The organism is Perlucidibaca aquatica (assembly GCF_001676655.1).
In the GTDB taxonomy this organism is placed as follows: Bacteria; Pseudomonadota; Gammaproteobacteria; order Pseudomonadales; family Moraxellaceae; genus Perlucidibaca; species Perlucidibaca aquatica.
This window is the reverse complement of sequence record NZ_LZDB01000002.1, coordinates 654,480-670,576: the sequence shown is the minus strand read 5'-3', so window position 1 is coordinate 670,576 and position 16,097 is coordinate 654,480. Positions and strand designations below refer to the sequence as shown.

The 16,097-nt window shown below is 53.7% G+C and carries 19 protein-coding genes and 1 pseudogene; 3 read left to right on the top strand and 17 right to left on the bottom strand.

Translation table 11 applies throughout. The annotated features are described in order from the left end of the window. Nucleotide 1 precedes the first annotated feature (1 nt). Nucleotides 2-421, bottom strand: coding sequence for a flagellar basal body rod protein FlgB (gene flgB / locus A8710_RS06830; RefSeq protein ID WP_068859008.1), 420 nt, complete (start codon nt 419-421; stop codon nt 2-4). 238 nt (nt 422-659) lie between these two features. Here flgB and flgA point away from each other — a divergent pair, with 238 nt between their 5' ends. From flgA to flgN, 3 genes are all read left to right on the top strand, one after another. Beyond that, the gene (flgA, locus tag A8710_RS06825) at nt 660-1,388 is read left to right on the top strand and encodes a flagellar basal body P-ring formation chaperone FlgA (protein ID WP_068859005.1); all 729 of its coding nucleotides are present in this window, start codon (nt 660-662) and stop codon (nt 1,386-1,388) included. Nucleotides 1,389-1,473: 85 nt separating this feature from the next. Next, a complete protein-coding gene (flgM, locus tag A8710_RS06820) occupies nt 1,474-1,755 on the top strand; it encodes a flagellar biosynthesis anti-sigma factor FlgM (RefSeq protein WP_068859002.1) in 282 nt (93 codons plus the stop codon). A gap of 29 nt (nt 1,756-1,784) precedes the next feature. Then, nucleotides 1,785-2,237, top strand: coding sequence for a flagellar export chaperone FlgN (gene flgN, locus A8710_RS06815; protein WP_068858999.1), 453 nt, complete (start codon nt 1,785-1,787; stop codon nt 2,235-2,237). Between the two features lie 31 nt (nt 2,238-2,268). On the opposite strand, the gene A8710_RS06810 is transcribed toward flgN, so the two are convergent. The 16 genes and pseudogenes from A8710_RS06810 to A8710_RS06735 all read right to left on the bottom strand — a co-directional run bounded on the left by A8710_RS06810 (nt 2,269) and on the right by A8710_RS06735 (nt 16,097). Further along, nucleotides 2,269-3,027, bottom strand: coding sequence for a DUF2802 domain-containing protein (locus A8710_RS06810; RefSeq protein ID WP_082968707.1), 759 nt, complete (start codon nt 3,025-3,027; stop codon nt 2,269-2,271). Then, nucleotides 3,008-3,841 (bottom strand): flagellar motor protein MotD, encoded by an 834-nt coding sequence (gene motD / locus A8710_RS06805; protein WP_068858993.1) that lies wholly within the window; start codon nt 3,839-3,841, stop codon nt 3,008-3,010. Before motD ends, A8710_RS06810 begins: the two co-directional genes overlap by 20 nt. A 2-nt stretch (nt 3,842-3,843) precedes the next feature. Continuing rightward, nucleotides 3,844-4,623, bottom strand: a complete 780-nt coding sequence (locus A8710_RS06800; protein WP_068858991.1) for a flagellar motor protein — start codon at nt 4,621-4,623, stop codon at nt 3,844-3,846. Nucleotides 4,624-4,645: 22 nt separating this feature from the next. After that, entirely contained in the window at nt 4,646-5,383 is a 738-nt protein-coding gene (locus A8710_RS06795) for an RNA polymerase sigma factor FliA (RefSeq protein ID WP_068858989.1), read from the bottom strand. Next, entirely contained in the window at nt 5,377-6,201 is an 825-nt protein-coding gene (locus tag A8710_RS06790) for a MinD/ParA family protein (protein WP_068858986.1), read from the bottom strand. The genes A8710_RS06795 and A8710_RS06790 overlap by 7 nt, the downstream gene beginning before the upstream one ends. A 26-nt stretch (nt 6,202-6,227) precedes the next feature. Then, nucleotides 6,228-7,415 (bottom strand): flagellar biosynthesis protein FlhF, encoded by a 1,188-nt coding sequence (locus A8710_RS06785; RefSeq protein ID WP_068858983.1) that lies wholly within the window; start codon nt 7,413-7,415, stop codon nt 6,228-6,230. Between the two features lie 37 nt (nt 7,416-7,452). Then, nucleotides 7,453-9,570 (bottom strand): flagellar biosynthesis protein FlhA, encoded by a 2,118-nt coding sequence (flhA, locus tag A8710_RS06780; protein WP_068858980.1) that lies wholly within the window; start codon nt 9,568-9,570, stop codon nt 7,453-7,455. Beyond that, on the bottom strand, nt 9,567-10,727 hold the full coding sequence (flhB, locus tag A8710_RS06775) for a flagellar biosynthesis protein FlhB (protein WP_068858977.1): 1,161 nt from the start codon (nt 10,725-10,727) through the stop codon (nt 9,567-9,569). Before flhB ends, flhA begins: the two co-directional genes overlap by 4 nt. Next, nucleotides 10,714-11,502 carry a flagellar biosynthetic protein FliR gene (gene fliR / locus A8710_RS06770; RefSeq protein WP_082968706.1) on the bottom strand — a complete coding sequence of 263 codons (789 nt, stop codon included), beginning with the start codon at nt 11,500-11,502 and terminating at the stop codon, nt 10,714-10,716. The genes flhB and fliR overlap by 14 nt, the downstream gene beginning before the upstream one ends. 13 nt (nt 11,503-11,515) lie before the next feature. Further along, nucleotides 11,516-11,785 (bottom strand): flagellar biosynthesis protein FliQ, encoded by a 270-nt coding sequence (gene fliQ / locus A8710_RS06765; protein WP_068858975.1) that lies wholly within the window; start codon nt 11,783-11,785, stop codon nt 11,516-11,518. An 8-nt stretch (nt 11,786-11,793) separates the two neighbouring features. After that, nucleotides 11,794-12,555, bottom strand: coding sequence for a flagellar type III secretion system pore protein FliP (fliP, locus tag A8710_RS06760; protein WP_068858973.1), 762 nt, complete (start codon nt 12,553-12,555; stop codon nt 11,794-11,796). Between the two features lie 23 nt (nt 12,556-12,578). Next, nucleotides 12,579-13,001 carry a FliO/MopB family protein gene (locus A8710_RS06755; protein WP_068858971.1) on the bottom strand — a complete coding sequence of 141 codons (423 nt, stop codon included), beginning with the start codon at nt 12,999-13,001 and terminating at the stop codon, nt 12,579-12,581. 10 nt (nt 13,002-13,011) lie between these two features. Then, nucleotides 13,012-13,272: pseudogene (gene fliN / locus A8710_RS06750) on the bottom strand (flagellar motor switch protein FliN); the annotation flags it as partial. A 122-nt stretch (nt 13,273-13,394) separates the two neighbouring features. Then, nucleotides 13,395-14,366 (bottom strand): flagellar motor switch protein FliM, encoded by a 972-nt coding sequence (locus A8710_RS06745; RefSeq protein ID WP_068858964.1) that lies wholly within the window; start codon nt 14,364-14,366, stop codon nt 13,395-13,397. A 12-nt stretch (nt 14,367-14,378) separates the two neighbouring features. Continuing rightward, entirely contained in the window at nt 14,379-14,852 is a 474-nt protein-coding gene (locus A8710_RS06740) for a flagellar basal body-associated FliL family protein (protein ID WP_068858961.1), read from the bottom strand. 156 nt (nt 14,853-15,008) lie between these two features. Then, entirely contained in the window at nt 15,009-16,097 is a 1,089-nt protein-coding gene (locus A8710_RS06735) for a protein-glutamate methylesterase/protein-glutamine glutaminase (RefSeq protein WP_068858957.1), read from the bottom strand.

Below are 16,097 nucleotides of genomic sequence, written 5' to 3'. Positions count from 1 at the left end.
ATTAGCGACCTCCCGTAATGACATTTTTCAGACTGGAAAATTTGCTACCGAGGAACTGCAGCGAGGCCTGATACCGCAACGCGTTATCGGCATAGGCCGATTGCTCGATATGCATTTCAACCGTATTGCCATCCAGGCTGGGTTGGTGAGGTGTGCGGTACTGAAGTTGTGCCCCCAGTGGAGATAGTTGGCTTTGACCATCTACACCGATATGGCCACTGTGTGTGGCCTGCAGTGTCACGGACTGAGTCCCAGACCCTGGACGAGCACGCTCCATCGCGGCAGCGAAATCAATATCTCTGGCCTTATAGTTAGGCGTGTCGGCGTTAGCGATATTGGTCGCCAAAATTTCATTACGCTGGGTCCTCAACATAAGGGCCTGCTCATGAATGCCTAATGCTTTATCGAATGTGATGGCCATAATCTGGTCCGCCTAAAGTTTCTCGATGCGCTGCCGATAACACCGTCGTAAGCGATCAAAGCAAGGCATGTGCCAGTTTTATTTAGCTAAATATTTCAATTGCTTATCTAAAGTTTGAACTCGATTTTTGCGTGCAACGACAAGGCTTTGTCGGGACTGCCAGATTTCTGGCGGGGAGCTGGCACAGGCTTTGCGTAGTGTCTGGTATCGCCTAACAGGCTGTCGGAAATCTGACGCTATGCATCACGCTCCTTGGACATATCGCGCAGGATTGGCGCTAGCCCTGACGGCATTTTTGCTTGGCCAAAACGTGAGTGCCGCGTCTGCTTCTGTGCAAAACGTGGCGGCACTGCGCCTACAAGCAGAACAATGGCTATTGGCGCAGATGGCTCATTCAGGTGAAGAGCCCGCGATGGTGCGCGCCGGCGAACTCGACCCCAGAGTGAAACTCGCCGCCTGTACACAACCCTTAAGTTTCACTATTGCGCCAGGCCAAAACTCCCAGCAGAAAGTTCATGTTGCTGTGTCATGTAGCGACAAGCCGGGCTGGCGCTTATTTCTACCGATGAGCCTGAGTCGGCAACAGTGGGTCTGGGTTGCTAATCGAACCATCATGGCGGCAACACCCTTCAATGCCGCACATTGGCAACGGCAGCGCCGAGATGTCGCCAGCCTGCCCTGCGCCGCCTTTGATAAAGACACACTCACGGCCTACGAAGCGAAAATGACCTTGGCCTCGGGAACGGTACTTTGTGAAAACGTCTTGCGCGCGAAAACAATTGTGGAGCGTGGCCGATCGCTCACCCTCACGGCCGATCAGGGCAGCATCCAAATTCGGGCCGTCGTTGAGGCGCTGGACAACGGCGGCATAGGCCAACGCATTCGCGTTAGAAACAACAGTACCGGGCGGATCATTGATGCCGTGATTGTCAGTGCCTCCGATGTGGAATTGGTTCGAGCCAATTAGCCCTGAATACTGGAAATATTTTCTAAAGTTTGCCGAATACGTGCCGATATCAATCCATAGCATCTTGTTTTAAGGAGTTTCAGCCATGCTGAACAAAGTGGATGGTGCGTCGTCGAATGTCATTCGCCGCATTGAATCGCGCAGCAGTGAGTCCCCGTCACCGTTTAAGGCTGAAACGAGCACCTCGTCGAACGCAAACAAAGACGTATTACCCACGCTGACGGAGCGCGCACAGAGCCTAGCTAAAGCGAGCCCAGACGTGGATATGTCACGCGTACGTGACATTAAAGATGCCATTTCACGCGGTGAATTTACGATTGATGCAAAGGCCGTTGCGCGTGCCTTTATCGCGATGGAAAGCGCCTAGTTTGAATCACTCGCTACCGGAGTCATAACATGTCGCCCGTTGATCTCATGATTCTCAAGGCCATTAGCCCCATTCAAAACCTCGTCGCGCAATTCAAAGCGTGTTTAGAGCAGGAGGCATCCGTGCTAGCGCATTGGCCTCCACAAGGCTTATGGCCAATTCAAGAAGAGAAAGTCCGCCTAGTGCGCGACTTGGAAGTGGCTCACGCGCAACTCACTAGCGTCATTCAAGCGCATGGCAAAGACTTGAACAGCCCCGCAACCTTGGGAACTGACCTGATGCCGGTTTGGCAGTCCTTGCGAGCAGAGCTCGCTGCCTGTCAGCAACTGAATGCCACGCATGAGCAATGCTTAGCGAAGCAACAGCTGGCACTAAAGCAGTCACTGGAGCTGTTGATTTTAAAAATTGATCAGGATGTTACCTATGGGCGCCAGGGTAGCTGTCAGGGTGGCCGCCGTTTGGGCACGATTGGTCATGCCTGAAGTGGTCATGCCTAAGACGCTAACTTAAGTGCTAGACGGGCTTGCCGTGTACCAGCACCACTAAACGAGCCTCAGACTGTGACAAGCCGCACTCAGCCATCAACTGTTCCGCATTGGCACCCGATGAGGCCAAACTAATCGCTTGGTCAAAGGTGGATAAGCGCTGTGAATCATCTACCGGTTGTGGCTCTGAAGCCGCTTCATTACTCGCGCCATTCTCCAGTTGCAAGAGCCGTTCGCCCTGCAATAAAAACGCCGATGCTTGGGCTTTCATTTGACTCGTTAAGAGTTCAACAACCTGCTGCTGCTGACTGACTTGCTGACGTAAGGCCGCTGTCTCTGTCTGCTGTTTCGCTAAGGCTTCACTCAAGTCTGCAATTAGACCTAGCACCATATCCGAGGCACTGGGCGACATCTCAGGTTTATCCATAGGCTGGGGGTCATTAACCACAGGAGCCTCTGGCTTAAGCGTCGACATCGTGGGCGCCAGCGGCACACCGTAGAGTTGCTGCAAACGCTCGGGATGCATTTGCACCACTTCGGTGTCGGCCTGTTCTTTAAGCATTGGCTCTCGTGCTGGTCGTCGCCAAGCAGACCATAACGGCACGATGGCTAGGAACAATGAAACACATCCAAGCCCTACCGCTAAAGCAGTTGTCAGCTCAGCGCCCAATTGCTGCTCTAGCCAGTGATTTAAACCGACTAGCGATTCGCTAACGTTTTCGGCGAATGAACTCGCACTGAGTTGCAGAGACTCAATTAACGTAATTTCAGGAGGACTTGTTTTCATTTTTTACATCCTCAACAGGCGGCGCAGCGGGAGAGCCTGCCGCTGGTTTTAGGCCCGAAGCCGGCGTAGGAATGATCAATTGCACACGGCGATTGCGATTGCGCCCTGCCTCGTCGATATTGTCCGCCAACGGTCGATACTCGCTCATGCCGATGACTGACATGCGATTCGGTGCCACACCAGACTTCATTAACAAGTGCACGACAGTCGCTGCACGTGCAGCTGAAAGCTCCCAGTTCGATGGGAAAGCGCTGCTGTTAATCGGCACATTATCGGTATGGCCTTCGACACGAATCGGGTTAGGAAATCCTTTTAGCACATCTGCCAAGCGTTGCAGAATGTGTTGTGCTTTCATCGACAACTTGGCCTCACCGCTGGTGAAAAGCAAATCAGTTTGAATTTCCACTTCGATGGAATAGGGATTTTGCCTAACAACAATGACTTTAGCTTTTATCAAATCCGCCATCGCTGCATTGAGCTGCTCCGCCATCTCCTTGGATGACAAGTTGTCATTCGGATTTTCAGTCATGGCGCCGCCCTCTTCGATGCGCTCGCTTTCGACTAGGTTTACGTCCAACTCTCGTCCTTTAGATAGCACGGGAATCGTGCCAATTTGAACGGGCACAGCCGTTCTAGGCACACCCTTAAAGGCCTCCGAAAGGGAGGCAGACGCGGCCCGAAACTTACCCTCATTGACCGAAGAAATGGCATACATCACCACAAATAAGGCGAGGAGCAAGGTCACCAAATCGCCGTAGGGAATCGCCCAGGCTTCATGGTTTACGTGATCCTCATGCTTATGTTTGCGTGACATGGTTATTCCTTCGCCTTGGCTTTCGCCTCAGGTTTGGCATGTCCCACAAAATAGCCTTGTAAGCGCGTTTCAATATTGCGGGGGTTATCGCCCTGCGCAATCAGCACCAGCCCCTCAATCATCATGGTGCGCATTTTTGCCTGCTCTTTAACGTGGTACTTCAATTTGTTGCCAAAGGGCAGGAAGAACAAATTGGCCGAGGCAATGCCATAGATCGTGGCGGTAAATGCTGCGGCAATACCGGCCCCTAACTTACTGGGGTCAGCCAGGTTCGCCATCACCGCCATGAGGCCCAATACCGCGCCCACAATTCCCAGCGTGGGTGCATAAATGCCCATGGCTTCGTACACTTTGGCACCGGCTGTATCAAACTCTTCTGAGGCCTCAACCTCAATTTCCAGAATGTGACGAATGTTTTCCGGCTCTCCCCCATCCACTAAAAGCTGAAGGCCTTTTCGGGTAAAGGGATCCGCAATTTCATCGATTTTTGCTTCCAGCCCCATCAGCCCGTCTTTTCTGGCCACTCGGCTCCATTCCACAATATTGGCAATGGCCTCATCAGGATTAATTTCTGGCGGCTTAAATAGCCACTTACCCATTTTAATGGCCCGCATAATGACGGACTTCGGCGTTTGTGCCATGACCGCTGCGGCAGTCCCAACAATCACAATAACGAAGGCAGCGCCGCCTAAAAGCCCCTTAACGCCCGCGCCCTTCAAAATACTGCCAAGAATCAGGGCCACAAAGGCCAGAATGACGCCAATGACTGTCATCAAATCCATGGTAAATGCCTCCAGTCTTGACTCATGTGGCTTCGCTCGCCCATTCATTCAGCGTTTTTCGCAAACGGCTCACGGCCTGGCAGTGTAGCTGGCAAACCCGAGACTCACTCACGCCTAAAACCAAGCCAATTTCCTTCATGTTCAGGCTCTGCTCGTAATACAGCGCCATGACCATTTTTTCGCGCTCCGGTAAGCGCGAAATTTCGTCTGCCAACGAGCTTTCAAACCCTTCATGCATTAGTTCATGTAGCGGACTCGAGAGATCCTGATCGGCCATCAAGCCAGACTCTGCGTGAACTTCCAGCAACTGATCCAAGCTGGACAAATACAGTGATTCGCCGTCGTTCAACCAGTCGTGATAGGTCTGTAAATCAATGGCTAACTCGCGTGCCACCTCTGCTGCGGTGGCTGAACGTCCCACACGCTGCTCAACCTTTTGTCTGGCACTACTGATGTCGCGCACGGATTTCGCGACCGAGCGCGGTGCCCAGCCGCCACGACGAAGCTGATCCATCATGGCGCCGCGAATTCGAATGGCGGCATAGGTTTCAAAGCTCGCGCCTTTATCGGCAGAAAAGTGACTCGCTGCCTCCAATAAACCAATCATGCCGGCCTGAATCAGATCATCTAAATCCTGACTGGGGGGCAAACGTCCCTTCAGATGCAAAGCCGTTCGCTTAACCAGAGCTGCATGTTGCAATACCAGCTCATCGCGACTGCCGCGCTGGTACTGCTGATACGTTGCGTGAGCGTTTAGCATGCAATGCTCACCTCAGGCGCCGGCAACATTCGTTCAAAGAAAAATTCGATGTGACCCCGCAAGCTGGAGGTTGAACGCCAGCCAGTGGCAGACGTTGCCAATCGACTAAAGGCCTGCACGCATTCGGTGGCAGGGAATAATTCACTCACGGGTTTTTGGCGCGATACGGCTTTCAGGAGAAATTCGTCGCGAGGAATCGCACCTTCTAAGGTGAGCTGGACATCCAGAAAGCGTTCGGTGACGGCACACAGGCGTTCAAACACCTTTCGCGCTTGGGCATCGCTGCTCACCATATTGCAGACGATTCGGAACTTTTTAACCCCGGCATCGCGGGCTAAGACTTTGATTAGGCCGTAGGCATCTGCCAGCGATGTTGGCTCTTCGGTAATGACCACCAACACATGTTGGCTGGCTCGGCTGAAGGTCACCACGCTATCCGAAATTCCGGCGGCGGTATCCACCACCAAAACATCGTAGTCGTCTTCCAGCGTACTAAACGCCTGCACCAAACGGGCATGTTGGGAGGGGCTGAGGTCAGCCATGCCTCGCATGCCCGATGCAGCAGGAATAAGCGTTACACCGAAAGCGCCTACCATCAGGGTCTCGCGCAACTCACACGTACCCGCCAGAACATGCGACAAGTTTTTAGCCGGCCGCAAGCCCATTAAAATATCGACGTTAGCTAGCCCCAAGTCGGCATCCATCAGAAGCACGCGCTTACCTTGCTTGGCTAACTGACAGGACAAATTCACCGAAACATTGGTCTTCCCTACCCCGCCCTTACCACTGGTCACTGCAATTACTTGGACTGGATTCATTGCCGTCGTTCCTTTAGTGACTGAGTTCATGCCGGCACACTGCGTGTGTTCCAACGCCAGCGCGAAACGCTCTCGGTTGTGGAAGAGTCCGGCACACGGGTGACAGCGACAGGGGCTGGAAACTCTAAATCGGTCAGGGTGTGCGTCATCAGGAGGGACTTGTCTGCAGGCATCCAAGCTTGGGTGGCATCCCGGTTGATGCTCGCCCCTAACCAAGGCAGCGGTGAGCTCAACAACCAGGAGGCCAGCTCTCCTGGCAGACACAGGCTATCGGCCCATGTCACCACCAGACCGGTCACATCCACGCGGGCAAAGGCGCTCAGGGTTTGTTCTTGAATTTTGCGTTGACGATCTGCAGCCAACACCAACACTCGGTTTTCAACACCTGCAAACGCTAAGGCAGCCGCTAAACTTTCTAATCCGGTGTGATCGTGGTGATCCACGCCAGCGGTATCGATCAAGACCTGGGTATCTCCCGGCAACTCGGCAAGCTGTTCACGCAAGGCCAGTGCATCCACCGCAAAGCTCACCGATGTGCCCAGGGCGCGTCCCAATGCCTGAAGTTGTTCACGAGCACCAAAGCGCTGGTTGTCCATGCTGATGAGATGAAGGTGTCGCCCCTGTCCGTGAGCAATGGCTTGCAAAGCCAGCGTCGCCATCAGCTGCGACTTACCCGCACCTGGCGTTCCCACCAAAGCGATCGCACCTGTCTGCGGCAGTGTTGCAATGTCGAGATCGGATAAGCTGGTTTCTAATGCCAACATCCAGTCGTCCACTTGCGCACGCTCGGGTAGCAAAGCGTGTAATCGCTGTTCAAGCAGACCCGAGAAACCCTGAGCCTGAATTTGCCCAGTCGACGATTTGCTCTCCACGCTCTCTGGCTGGCCTGAGGCTTCGCGCACCGTGATCCGTTTTAAGTGCTTTTCCAACAGGTGGCGCATGGAACCTAGCTCTTCTCTCAAGCTCGCCATGTCGGCCTCTACGGCGGGATTTACCTTGTCAATTTTCTGACGTTGTATCGCTGAGCTGACATTGGCACTAGAAGCCGAGGGCGCCGATAAATCGAGTAATGAAGGTGCATCCAACGCCACCACAAATTCGATGCCTTCCGGCACTTGGTAGCACGTCAAAATACTGGCATCCGGCCCCACTTCCGCGCGGATCTGACGCATGGCTTGCTGACTATCGATGGCACGAAATTTTTTGATTTTCATTACTGCTTGCTCCTCTGCGCCTCAGCGCAAACCCCCATCAATTCTGGCTAGCGCGACCTTGTGGGCCGATGCTGGATACCAGGCGTACCTGCTTGTTATCAGGCACTTCGTTGTAAGACAGCACATTTAGCGCGGGGATGCTGCGGCGGATAAATCGCGCCAGCCAAGACCGAATATTGGGTGACACCAGTAGCACGGCGACCTCACCGGCTAGCTCCTGGCGTTGCGTAAACTCCGCCAGACCCTGTTGTAATCGTTCGGCTAAACCCGGCTCTAAACCCACAGCACCTGCTGCCCCTCTAATGCTATTGAGCAAGATCTGTTCCAACTCTGGATCTAAAACAACAACGGGGAATTCTTCATTTAAGCCATTGATTTCCTGAACAATCATTCGGCCCAATGCAACACGAACACCCTCCAGCAACTCGTCAGGATTTTTGCTACGGGGGGCTTGCTCCGCCAAAGATTCGGCGATGAGCCGTAGGCTGCGAATGGACACGCCTTCACGCAGCAGGTTCTGCAGCACACGCACGACCACACTCAAGGGCAATTGCTTGGGTACTAAGTTGTCGACCAGTTTTGGGTCTGTTTCGGCCAGGCGATCCAGCAATTGCTGAACCTCTTCATGGCCGAGCAATTCATGTGCGTGCTGGCGAATGACCTGACTCAAATGCGTGGCAATGACCGTTCCCGCATCGACGACGGTATAGCCCAGGGTTTGCGCTTGATCTCGTAGCGCGGGCTCAATCCACAAGGCCTCCATACCAAAGGCCGGGTCACGCGTTGGCATGCCGCGTAAATTGCCATGCACCTGCCCCGGATTAATGGCCATGTCTAGGCCGGGCTGAATTTCACCCTGAGCCACCACATCACCCAGCACTAATAGGCGGTAACCCGTGGGCGACATGTCTAAGTTGTCGCGGATATGAACGGACTGCACCAAGAAGCCTAAGTCTCGCGAGAGCTTCTTGCGCACCCCGGTAATTCGGGCGATGAGCTCGCCACCTTGGTTTCGATCAACTAACGGAATCAGCCGGTAGCCAACCTCCAGACCCATCACATCATTCTGAGTCACATCCTCCCACTGAATGTCGGTGGCGGCTTTTGAACTCGTGCTGGCTTCCGGTAATGCAGACTCCCCCGCCGCAATAAACTCGGGCGATAGTGCCCGTTGCTGAATCAGCCAACCTCCGCCAAAGCAGAGACCGGCCAACAACAGAAACACCAAATGTGGCATGTTGGGGATAATGCCAATGAGAAACAGCACCACGCCCGATAAATACAGCACACGGGGGTTATCAAACATCTGCCCCATGACCTGATCGCTCATGGAGCCCGAGCGGGAAATGCGGGTCACAATAATGGCTACGGCAATGGATAAGAGCAGCGCAGGAATTTGCGCCACCAAGCCATCGCCAATACTGAGCAAAACATAGTACTCAGCGGCTTTAGCGGCCGATAAATCATGCTGCATCATGCCAATCATCATGCCGCCGATGAGGTTGATAAACAGAATGAGAATGCCGGCAATGGCATCGCCTTTAACAAACTTACTGGCACCATCCATCGCGCCATAAAAATCCGCTTCGATGCGCACTTCTTCGCGTCGAGTGCGCGCTTCTTCTTGCGTCAGCACGCCCGCATTTAAGTCCGCATCAATGGCCATTTGCTTGCCCGGCATGGCATCCAGCGTGAAACGCGCAGTGACTTCAGACACTCGCCCTGCGCCCTTGGTAACCACCATAAAATTGATGATGACGAGAATGGCAAACACCACGATGCCAACCGCAAAGTTACCGCCAATAATGAAGTGACCAAATGACTCAATCACCTTACCCGCAGCGCCCGGGCCTTGATGACCTTCAAGCAATACCACACGCGTCGAGGCCACATTCAAAGCTAGCCGTAGCAAGGTGGCTAAGAGCAAGACACTGGGGAAGGCACTGAAATCCATGGGTCGTTTCACATAGATCACGGCAAAGACAATGACCAGCGACAAGGTGATGTTGAAGGTAAAAAACAGATCCAATAAGAAGGGAGGAATGGGCAATACCAACATGCCCAACAACGCCATGAGCAGTAGCAAAATCCCCAGGCCATTTCCGGCAAAATCCGTGAGTGTGTTTCGCACCGACGCGTTATTGAGCGTGCTCATCTTGGGGTTTCCTCAGTCGGTGTTGGGGCCATGGCATGGCCTTTGAGATATTGCTCATCAACCTCGGGCACGGGCGCATCAGGCATATCGCCGCCCTGCTCCTGCCACTGCTTGAGTTGATAGACGTAGGTCAGAATTTGCGCCACAGCGAGGTAGAGCCCTGCCGGAATTTCATGGTCTAAGTCGCAACTGGCATAGACCGCGCGTGCTAACAGTGGAGATGCCACTAACGGCACCTGAGACTGCTCACCCAAGGCGCGAATGCGGGCAGCCACTTCATCAATGCCCTTAGCCACCAAGATGGGTGCCTGGCCTTGGCGCAAGTCATAGCGCAAGGCCACGGCATAATGCGTCGGGTTGGTAATAATGACGTCGGCCGTAGGTACCTTGGTCATCATGCGTTGCCGCGCAACTGCCTGCTGCAACTCGCGAATTTTTTGTTTTACTTCGGGTCGCCCTTCGCTTTCTTTGTGTTCATCAACGACTTCTTGGCGAGTCATGCGCAACTGCTTGTGATGGCTCCACAGCTGCCACGGCACGTCCATCAGCGCGATGAGGATTAAGGGCAAACTCACCATCAACAGGAACCACAGCATCAAGCGCGCGCTACTGGCAACGGCCATGTCGGCTGTTTGCAGTGACAGCCCAAGAATGTCGTCGGTGAGTTGATTCAATAAAATCCAAGCCACGCCGCCAATGAAGACCACTTTGGCCACGGACTTGATCAGCTCAACCACGCTTTGCATGGAAAAAAGCCGCCCAATACCCGTAATGGGATTGAGCTTTTCAAGCTTAAAAGAAAGTGAAAACACCATCCCGCCCAACATCACCGAAGCCAAAATAGCCGCCACGATGCACACCGCCATAATGGGCCAGGTTAGCCACAGGCCATCGACCAAGACTTCCATGAAGGCCCCGGGCAACTCATCACTGCTGCGACCACTAAGAAATTGTGGCGAAAGGCAGTAGCGAAAGAGGCTCATAAAGCCCTGCCCCAGACTGTCGCCCAAAATGAGAAAGGCAGCGGCGCAGGAAATCATCACCATCATGGTCGAGAGCTCGCGTGAGCGAGCAACTTGGCCTTTGTCCTTGGCGTCTTGCAGACGCTTAGCCGTAGGATCTTGGGTGCGTTCCTGACCGTCGTCACCGGATGACATGAGCGGTCTCCAAAATGGCACCCATGTTGCTGAAGGCAATACTTAACAAGCGCTCAACCTGGGGCAATAACGCCGGCAAGGTGCGCTCCAACACTATCAAGCCCAACATGAGCGTGACCGGGAAGCCGACCGCAAAGAGATTCAAGGTCGGTGCCGCACGACTCATCACGCCCATGGCAATTTGCACGACCAAGAGTGCGACAACCGCCGGCAAGGCAATGCCCAGTGCGTTACGCAACATGCCGCCGATGGCATTAAAGGCGACTGAAAATGTCTCGGGCTGTACGACGGCCGCACCCACTGGCCACACGGCAAAGCTGTCGGCAATCAATTGAATAAACGCTAAGTGACCATTCATGGCAAGAAACAGCAGCATGGTGATGAGCATGTAGAACTGCCCAACCACGGCCACTGAAATGCCTTGTTGCTGATCAATAACGCTGGCAAAACCTAAACCCATGCCAGTGGCAATAAATTGACCGGCAAACATCACCGCCTCGAACACCAGCTGCACCATAAAGCCCAAACAAATACCCAGCAGTAACTCATTGGCGGTGAGTAGCAGACCTTGCAAACTCAGGGGATTAAAGTCTGCGATGGTCGGCTGCCAAGGCATGAGTAAAACCGCCACCATCAACGCCACCCCCAGTCGAATTTGCCGAGGCATGGCCCGATGGCTAAACAGCGGCGCGGCCATCATCGCTGCACTGATGCGCACGAATGGCAGCCAACCCGCGCTAATCCATGTCGCTATATGAGCATCGGTAATGATCACATTCAGCCTCACACTAGGCGGCAATGCCTGGAATCATGAGAAATAAATTCCGCGTGTAATCAATGAGTAAGCCCAGCATCCAATGACCTGTAAGGCCTAGGGCGATGACCAATACAATGAGCTTGGGGATAAAGCTGAGCGTCATGTCTTGAATTTGCGTGGCCGCTTGGAACATACCCACCAGCAAACCCACCGCCAGTGCCGAGATCAGGAGCGGCGCCGATAACAGCGCGGTCACCACGAGGGCCTGCCGACCAATTTCAATCACCATATCGGGTGTCATAGCAAACCTCAGCTTTGGAAACTGGCGGCGAGCGAGCCCATGAGCAAGGCCCAACCATCCACCAGAACGAACAGCATGATTTTGAACGGCAGCGAGACGATCATGGGCGAGAGCATCATCATGCCCATGGCCATAAGTACGCTGGCGACCACCAAATCAATCACGACAAAGGGAATAAACAGCAGAAAGCCAATCTGAAAGGCTGTTTTGAGTTCACTGGTTAAGAAGGCAGCAGCCAGCACCGGAAATGGCACATCGGCGGGCGTTTGAAAGTTGTCTAATTTGGCAATGCCTGCAAACAAGGCAATGTCATCTTCCCGAGTTTGCGCCAGCATAAAGGCACGCATGGGCTCGGCTGCTTTGGCGAGTGCAGGCTCAAAGGCGAGCGTCTCTTCCATGTAGGGCACAACAGCCTGCTCATGCACTTTCTCCATAATCGGATACATGATGAACAGGGTTAAAAATAAGGCGGCACTCAGCAGAATTTGGTTCGACGGAGTTTGGCCGGTACCAAGCGCCGTGCGTAGCAGTGCCAAGACAATGATGATGCGAGGAAACGCGGTCATACCCAACAAAATAGCGGGCAACAGCGTCAGCATGGTCATGATGGCGAGCAGCTGAATTGACACGCTGTACTCTTGGCCGCCCTTAGCCCCTGGGCCAACGGACATCATTGGCAAGCCCTTGGTTTCAGCCCAAACCGATACGGGCATGAGCAGACACAGGAGCAGTAACAGTCCCTTGCCTAGGCGCGGCCTCCGCGCCCCCATTCGAGGGCTTATTAGTCCTTGCGTCATGACCGACGCTCCGCCATGAGCCGCTTCAAATAGTCCACGAAAGGCGCCGTTTCAAGCGCTACGGTCTGGGCATTAATTCCCGCAGGTAGCGGCCCTTGCCAGGTATGCAAGGTGCGAATGCCATTGCCGGTGCAGGCAATGAGGATATTTTCTTGATCGATACGCAGCAGCATCACGCGTTCTTTCAAGCCAAATTGCTGCTGTGCAATTGGCTGCAAAATGCCGGGAGAGGTGGTTTGTAAGCGCTGCAAGCGACGCACGATCCAGGCGGTACCGAGCAGTAAGGCCAGCACCACGATCAAGCCAAAAATCACCGAAAACACACCGCCCAACGACAGCGGCGTGACCTGACTGGCACTAGCGGATGCCTGCGCTGGTAGCGACAGAAGCAGCAGAGGAGTCAATAGGAGCTTGTTCATGTCCAGGCCCTCAGCGCAAACGCCGTAAGCGTTCTTCAGGGCTGACGACTTCGGTCAGCATGATGCCAAACTTTTCTTTCACCACCACAATCTCACCCCGAGCCACCAAGGTGCCATTTACAAGCACATCCAGCGGTTCACCGGCCATGCGATCCAGCTCAATGATGGCGCCCTGACTGAGCTTCAGCAGGTCATTAATACTCATGCGTGCGCGACCCACTTCAATTGAAACCGTCACGCTGACATCCATAATCATGTCGAGATTGACGTTCGCCAGAGGCCGCTCCGCCTGGCCACCGCCATCCTTTAATTCCTTTAACTCAGCCGCTTCGCTGGTGACGCCAGCAACAGAATCTTCAAACATGGCGTTATCCTCGTGGTCGTGACTCATGATTAGGCACTTCGTGACATGGGGTGAATTTGATGATGAACTTTCACGGCTAACTGCCCTTGATGCGTACCGAACGTACCGGCCATCAGCGCGAGATCCTCAATGAGCAACGTCACACCTTGCGGGGAATCAATGGGCAACACATCGCCAACGGCCAATCGTGAGACCTTGGAGAGCGACATCGTGCTTTCATTCAACCGTGCCACCAAACTCAAGCTGGTGGCCTCGATTCCGGCCAGCAAGCGCTGACGCCACTGCTCATCATGTTCTTGGCGGCTGGCACGACCCTGCCCGCCCAGATGCTCCCGAACAGGATCAATGGCTGCCCAAGGCACCAGCATCCATACGCCACAGTCATGGCCGGGCATGGTGATCGCGAATCGCGCGGCCAGCAGGTTGTCGCTTTGCTTGAGGTGATCGACAAAGCGCAGGTCACTGTGGCGCTCTAACAGCGTCGGAGAAATATCCACCACGCTATGCCAGGCCTGCCCTAAATCCGGCAGCAAGGTTCGCCCCAGCTGTTGCATAAAGCGCGCCTCAGAAGGCGAAAACTCACTTTGCAGACGCTTAATTCCTACCCCGCCTCGACCACCGAAAAATTGATCGACAAGGGCAAAGACCAAGTCGGCCTCAAACACCAAATAAATGGGAGCTCCCAAGGGAGATGCGAGGATCACACTGATATCGCAGGGCGGCGTGAGCATGCGTTGCAGCTCACCAAATTTCATGACCGCAATACGCTCGGCTCTAACACCTTGGATATCGGGGGATAGCTGGCGCAAGCGCTGCTTTAACGCCTCGGCAAATTGCGTTTGCACTAACGAAAGCGCAGGAATGAGGCGCTGAACGGCATAGTCCTGTGTGGCAAAGTCATAGCGATCACGGCCATCGGCAGCCTGAGGCTGAGCCGTTTCCGGTCCACGCATTTCATTCATTAGCGCATCAATTTCAGCCGGTTCTAGAATCTCGTTCATGACCTGCTCCGTTTATTGCACAACAAATTTGGTGAAATAAACGGCGGCTATTCCGTCACTCCCTGTCTCTTCTTTTAAGACGTTGTTAATCAGCTCCAGCGCTTGCGCTTGCAAAGCTTTTTGCCCCTCGATGGTTTGTACGTTTTCACGAAGCAAGGAACCAAAGAGCATGGTCAGCTCACTCTTCACGCGGGGCATGACTTTTTCGAGACGTGCGATCGCGGTGGTATCGCGCGTCATCACGTCTACTTCCACCTGCAAAAAGCGATAGCGTGCGCCGTCTTGAATGTTGACGACAAAAGCGGGATCAATGGTTTTGTACTGAGCGTCCTTTACCACTGGCTTAGGCTCAGCGGCAGGGCTTGTGACCGCAGCACTGACTGCGTGAGGCATCAAAAAGTTTTTAGCAAGAAGTAAGGTGCCACCCACAGTGCCGGCTAAAACCAGCACACCCACGAGGCTAAGGATGATGACTTTCTTATTCATGAGTTGATTTCCTAACAATATTGACCCGCCATATTGTTAACAAAGCAACTCATGTGCCAACTAATTTAAGTTTATAATTCAATGGCTTATAAAAACATAGCCACTTTAAAGCGTCGACTCGTTGACGATCGTCAAAATACTGGCGGAGTTTTAGGTTTAGGCCTGACGGGCTGCGGCAAGCACCTTGCTCGCCAATTCGGCAGGCGCGCCGGAGGCTTGCGATGCACCCATCTCCACTGCCGCTCGGGGCATACCGTAGACCACGCAACTTTCAGCACTTTGAGTCAGCGTATAAGCGCCCTGCTCGCACAAACGCAGCAAGCCAGCGGCGCCATCTTTTCCCATACCCGTCAACAACACGGCAATGGCTTTGGCGCCTACGGTTTTAGCCGCTGCATCAAAGAGCACATCGACTGAAGGGCGGTGACGATTCACCTCTGGCGCGCTAGATAAACGCGTTTCAAAACGACCATCGCTGCGACGATGAATTTCAAGGTGTGAGTGACCGGGCGCGATATACACCCAACCTGCTTGCACAATGTCTTTATCCACGGCTTCTTTTACTCTTACCTTGCAACAATCGTCTAAGCGCTTGGCAAAGCGTGCCGTAAAGCCTTCGGGCATGTGCTGTGCAATCAAGACGGGCGGCGAATTTGGGGGAAGAACCTCAATAAACTGCTTCAGGGCTTCTGTGCCACCAGTTGATGCGCCCACCAGAATAATTTTAGCCGCGTTAAAGCCCGCATTCGTTGGACTAACAAGGGCAGAGTCAATCACTTGCATGGGGTTTCTGCGCCGGGACTGGGAAGCATTGTGGTCAGCAAGTCGAATTTTATCCGTGACCTCTTTAGCCATCGCGGATAAGCCGTCTTTTCCTCCCAACCCTTGCTTACACACCACATCTACCGCGCCCAGCTCCAGCGCCTGCAAGGTAAAATCACTACCTTGCTCGGTGCGGCTGGAAATCATCAGCACCGGAATGGGATTCAGACGCATCAGGCGTTCGAGAAAATCCAGACCATCCATGCCAGGCATTTCAATGTCTAAGGTCACCACATCCGGCTGTAACTCACGAATAATTTCGCGGGCAGCAAATGGGTCCTCTGCGCGCCCCACCACCACCATATCGCTTTCGGCATTAATCATTTTTTCCAGCAATAAGCGCATCGAAGGCGAGTCATCCACTACAACCACACGGATTTTTTGTGCGCTCAGTGAGTCTGTATCAGAAGCTATACTCGTCAT

What these genes read in the sequence shown, in the direction of transcription:
- flgB (WP_068859008.1), bottom strand. Translation starts at nt 421, where the DNA reads ATGGCCATCACATTCGATAAAGCATTAGGCATTCATGAGCAGGCCCTT.
- flgA (WP_068859005.1), top strand. Translation starts at nt 660, where the DNA reads ATGCATCACGCTCCTTGGACATATCGCGCAGGATTGGCGCTAGCCCTG.
- flgM (WP_068859002.1), top strand. Translation starts at nt 1,474, where the DNA reads ATGCTGAACAAAGTGGATGGTGCGTCGTCGAATGTCATTCGCCGCATT.
- flgN (WP_068858999.1), top strand. Translation starts at nt 1,785, where the DNA reads ATGTCGCCCGTTGATCTCATGATTCTCAAGGCCATTAGCCCCATTCAA.
- A8710_RS06810 (WP_082968707.1), bottom strand. Translation starts at nt 3,027, where the DNA reads ATGAAAACAAGTCCTCCTGAAATTACGTTAATTGAGTCTCTGCAACTC.
- motD (WP_068858993.1), bottom strand. Translation starts at nt 3,841, where the DNA reads ATGTCACGCAAACATAAGCATGAGGATCACGTAAACCATGAAGCCTGG.
- A8710_RS06800 (WP_068858991.1), bottom strand. Translation starts at nt 4,623, where the DNA reads ATGGATTTGATGACAGTCATTGGCGTCATTCTGGCCTTTGTGGCCCTG.
- A8710_RS06795 (WP_068858989.1), bottom strand. Translation starts at nt 5,383, where the DNA reads ATGCTAAACGCTCACGCAACGTATCAGCAGTACCAGCGCGGCAGTCGC.
- A8710_RS06790 (WP_068858986.1), bottom strand. Translation starts at nt 6,201, where the DNA reads ATGAATCCAGTCCAAGTAATTGCAGTGACCAGTGGTAAGGGCGGGGTA.
- A8710_RS06785 (WP_068858983.1), bottom strand. Translation starts at nt 7,415, where the DNA reads ATGAAAATCAAAAAATTTCGTGCCATCGATAGTCAGCAAGCCATGCGT.
- flhA (WP_068858980.1), bottom strand. Translation starts at nt 9,570, where the DNA reads ATGAGCACGCTCAATAACGCGTCGGTGCGAAACACACTCACGGATTTT.
- flhB (WP_068858977.1), bottom strand. Translation starts at nt 10,727, where the DNA reads ATGTCATCCGGTGACGACGGTCAGGAACGCACCCAAGATCCTACGGCT.
- fliQ (WP_068858975.1), bottom strand. Translation starts at nt 11,785, where the DNA reads ATGACACCCGATATGGTGATTGAAATTGGTCGGCAGGCCCTCGTGGTG.
- fliP (WP_068858973.1), bottom strand. Translation starts at nt 12,555, where the DNA reads ATGGGGGCGCGGAGGCCGCGCCTAGGCAAGGGACTGTTACTGCTCCTG.
- A8710_RS06755 (WP_068858971.1), bottom strand. Translation starts at nt 13,001, where the DNA reads ATGAACAAGCTCCTATTGACTCCTCTGCTGCTTCTGTCGCTACCAGCG.
- A8710_RS06745 (WP_068858964.1), bottom strand. Translation starts at nt 14,366, where the DNA reads ATGAACGAGATTCTAGAACCGGCTGAAATTGATGCGCTAATGAATGAA.
- A8710_RS06740 (WP_068858961.1), bottom strand. Translation starts at nt 14,852, where the DNA reads ATGAATAAGAAAGTCATCATCCTTAGCCTCGTGGGTGTGCTGGTTTTA.
- A8710_RS06735 (WP_068858957.1), bottom strand. Translation starts at nt 16,097, where the DNA reads ATGACGAGTATAGCTTCTGATACAGACTCACTGAGCGCACAAAAAATC.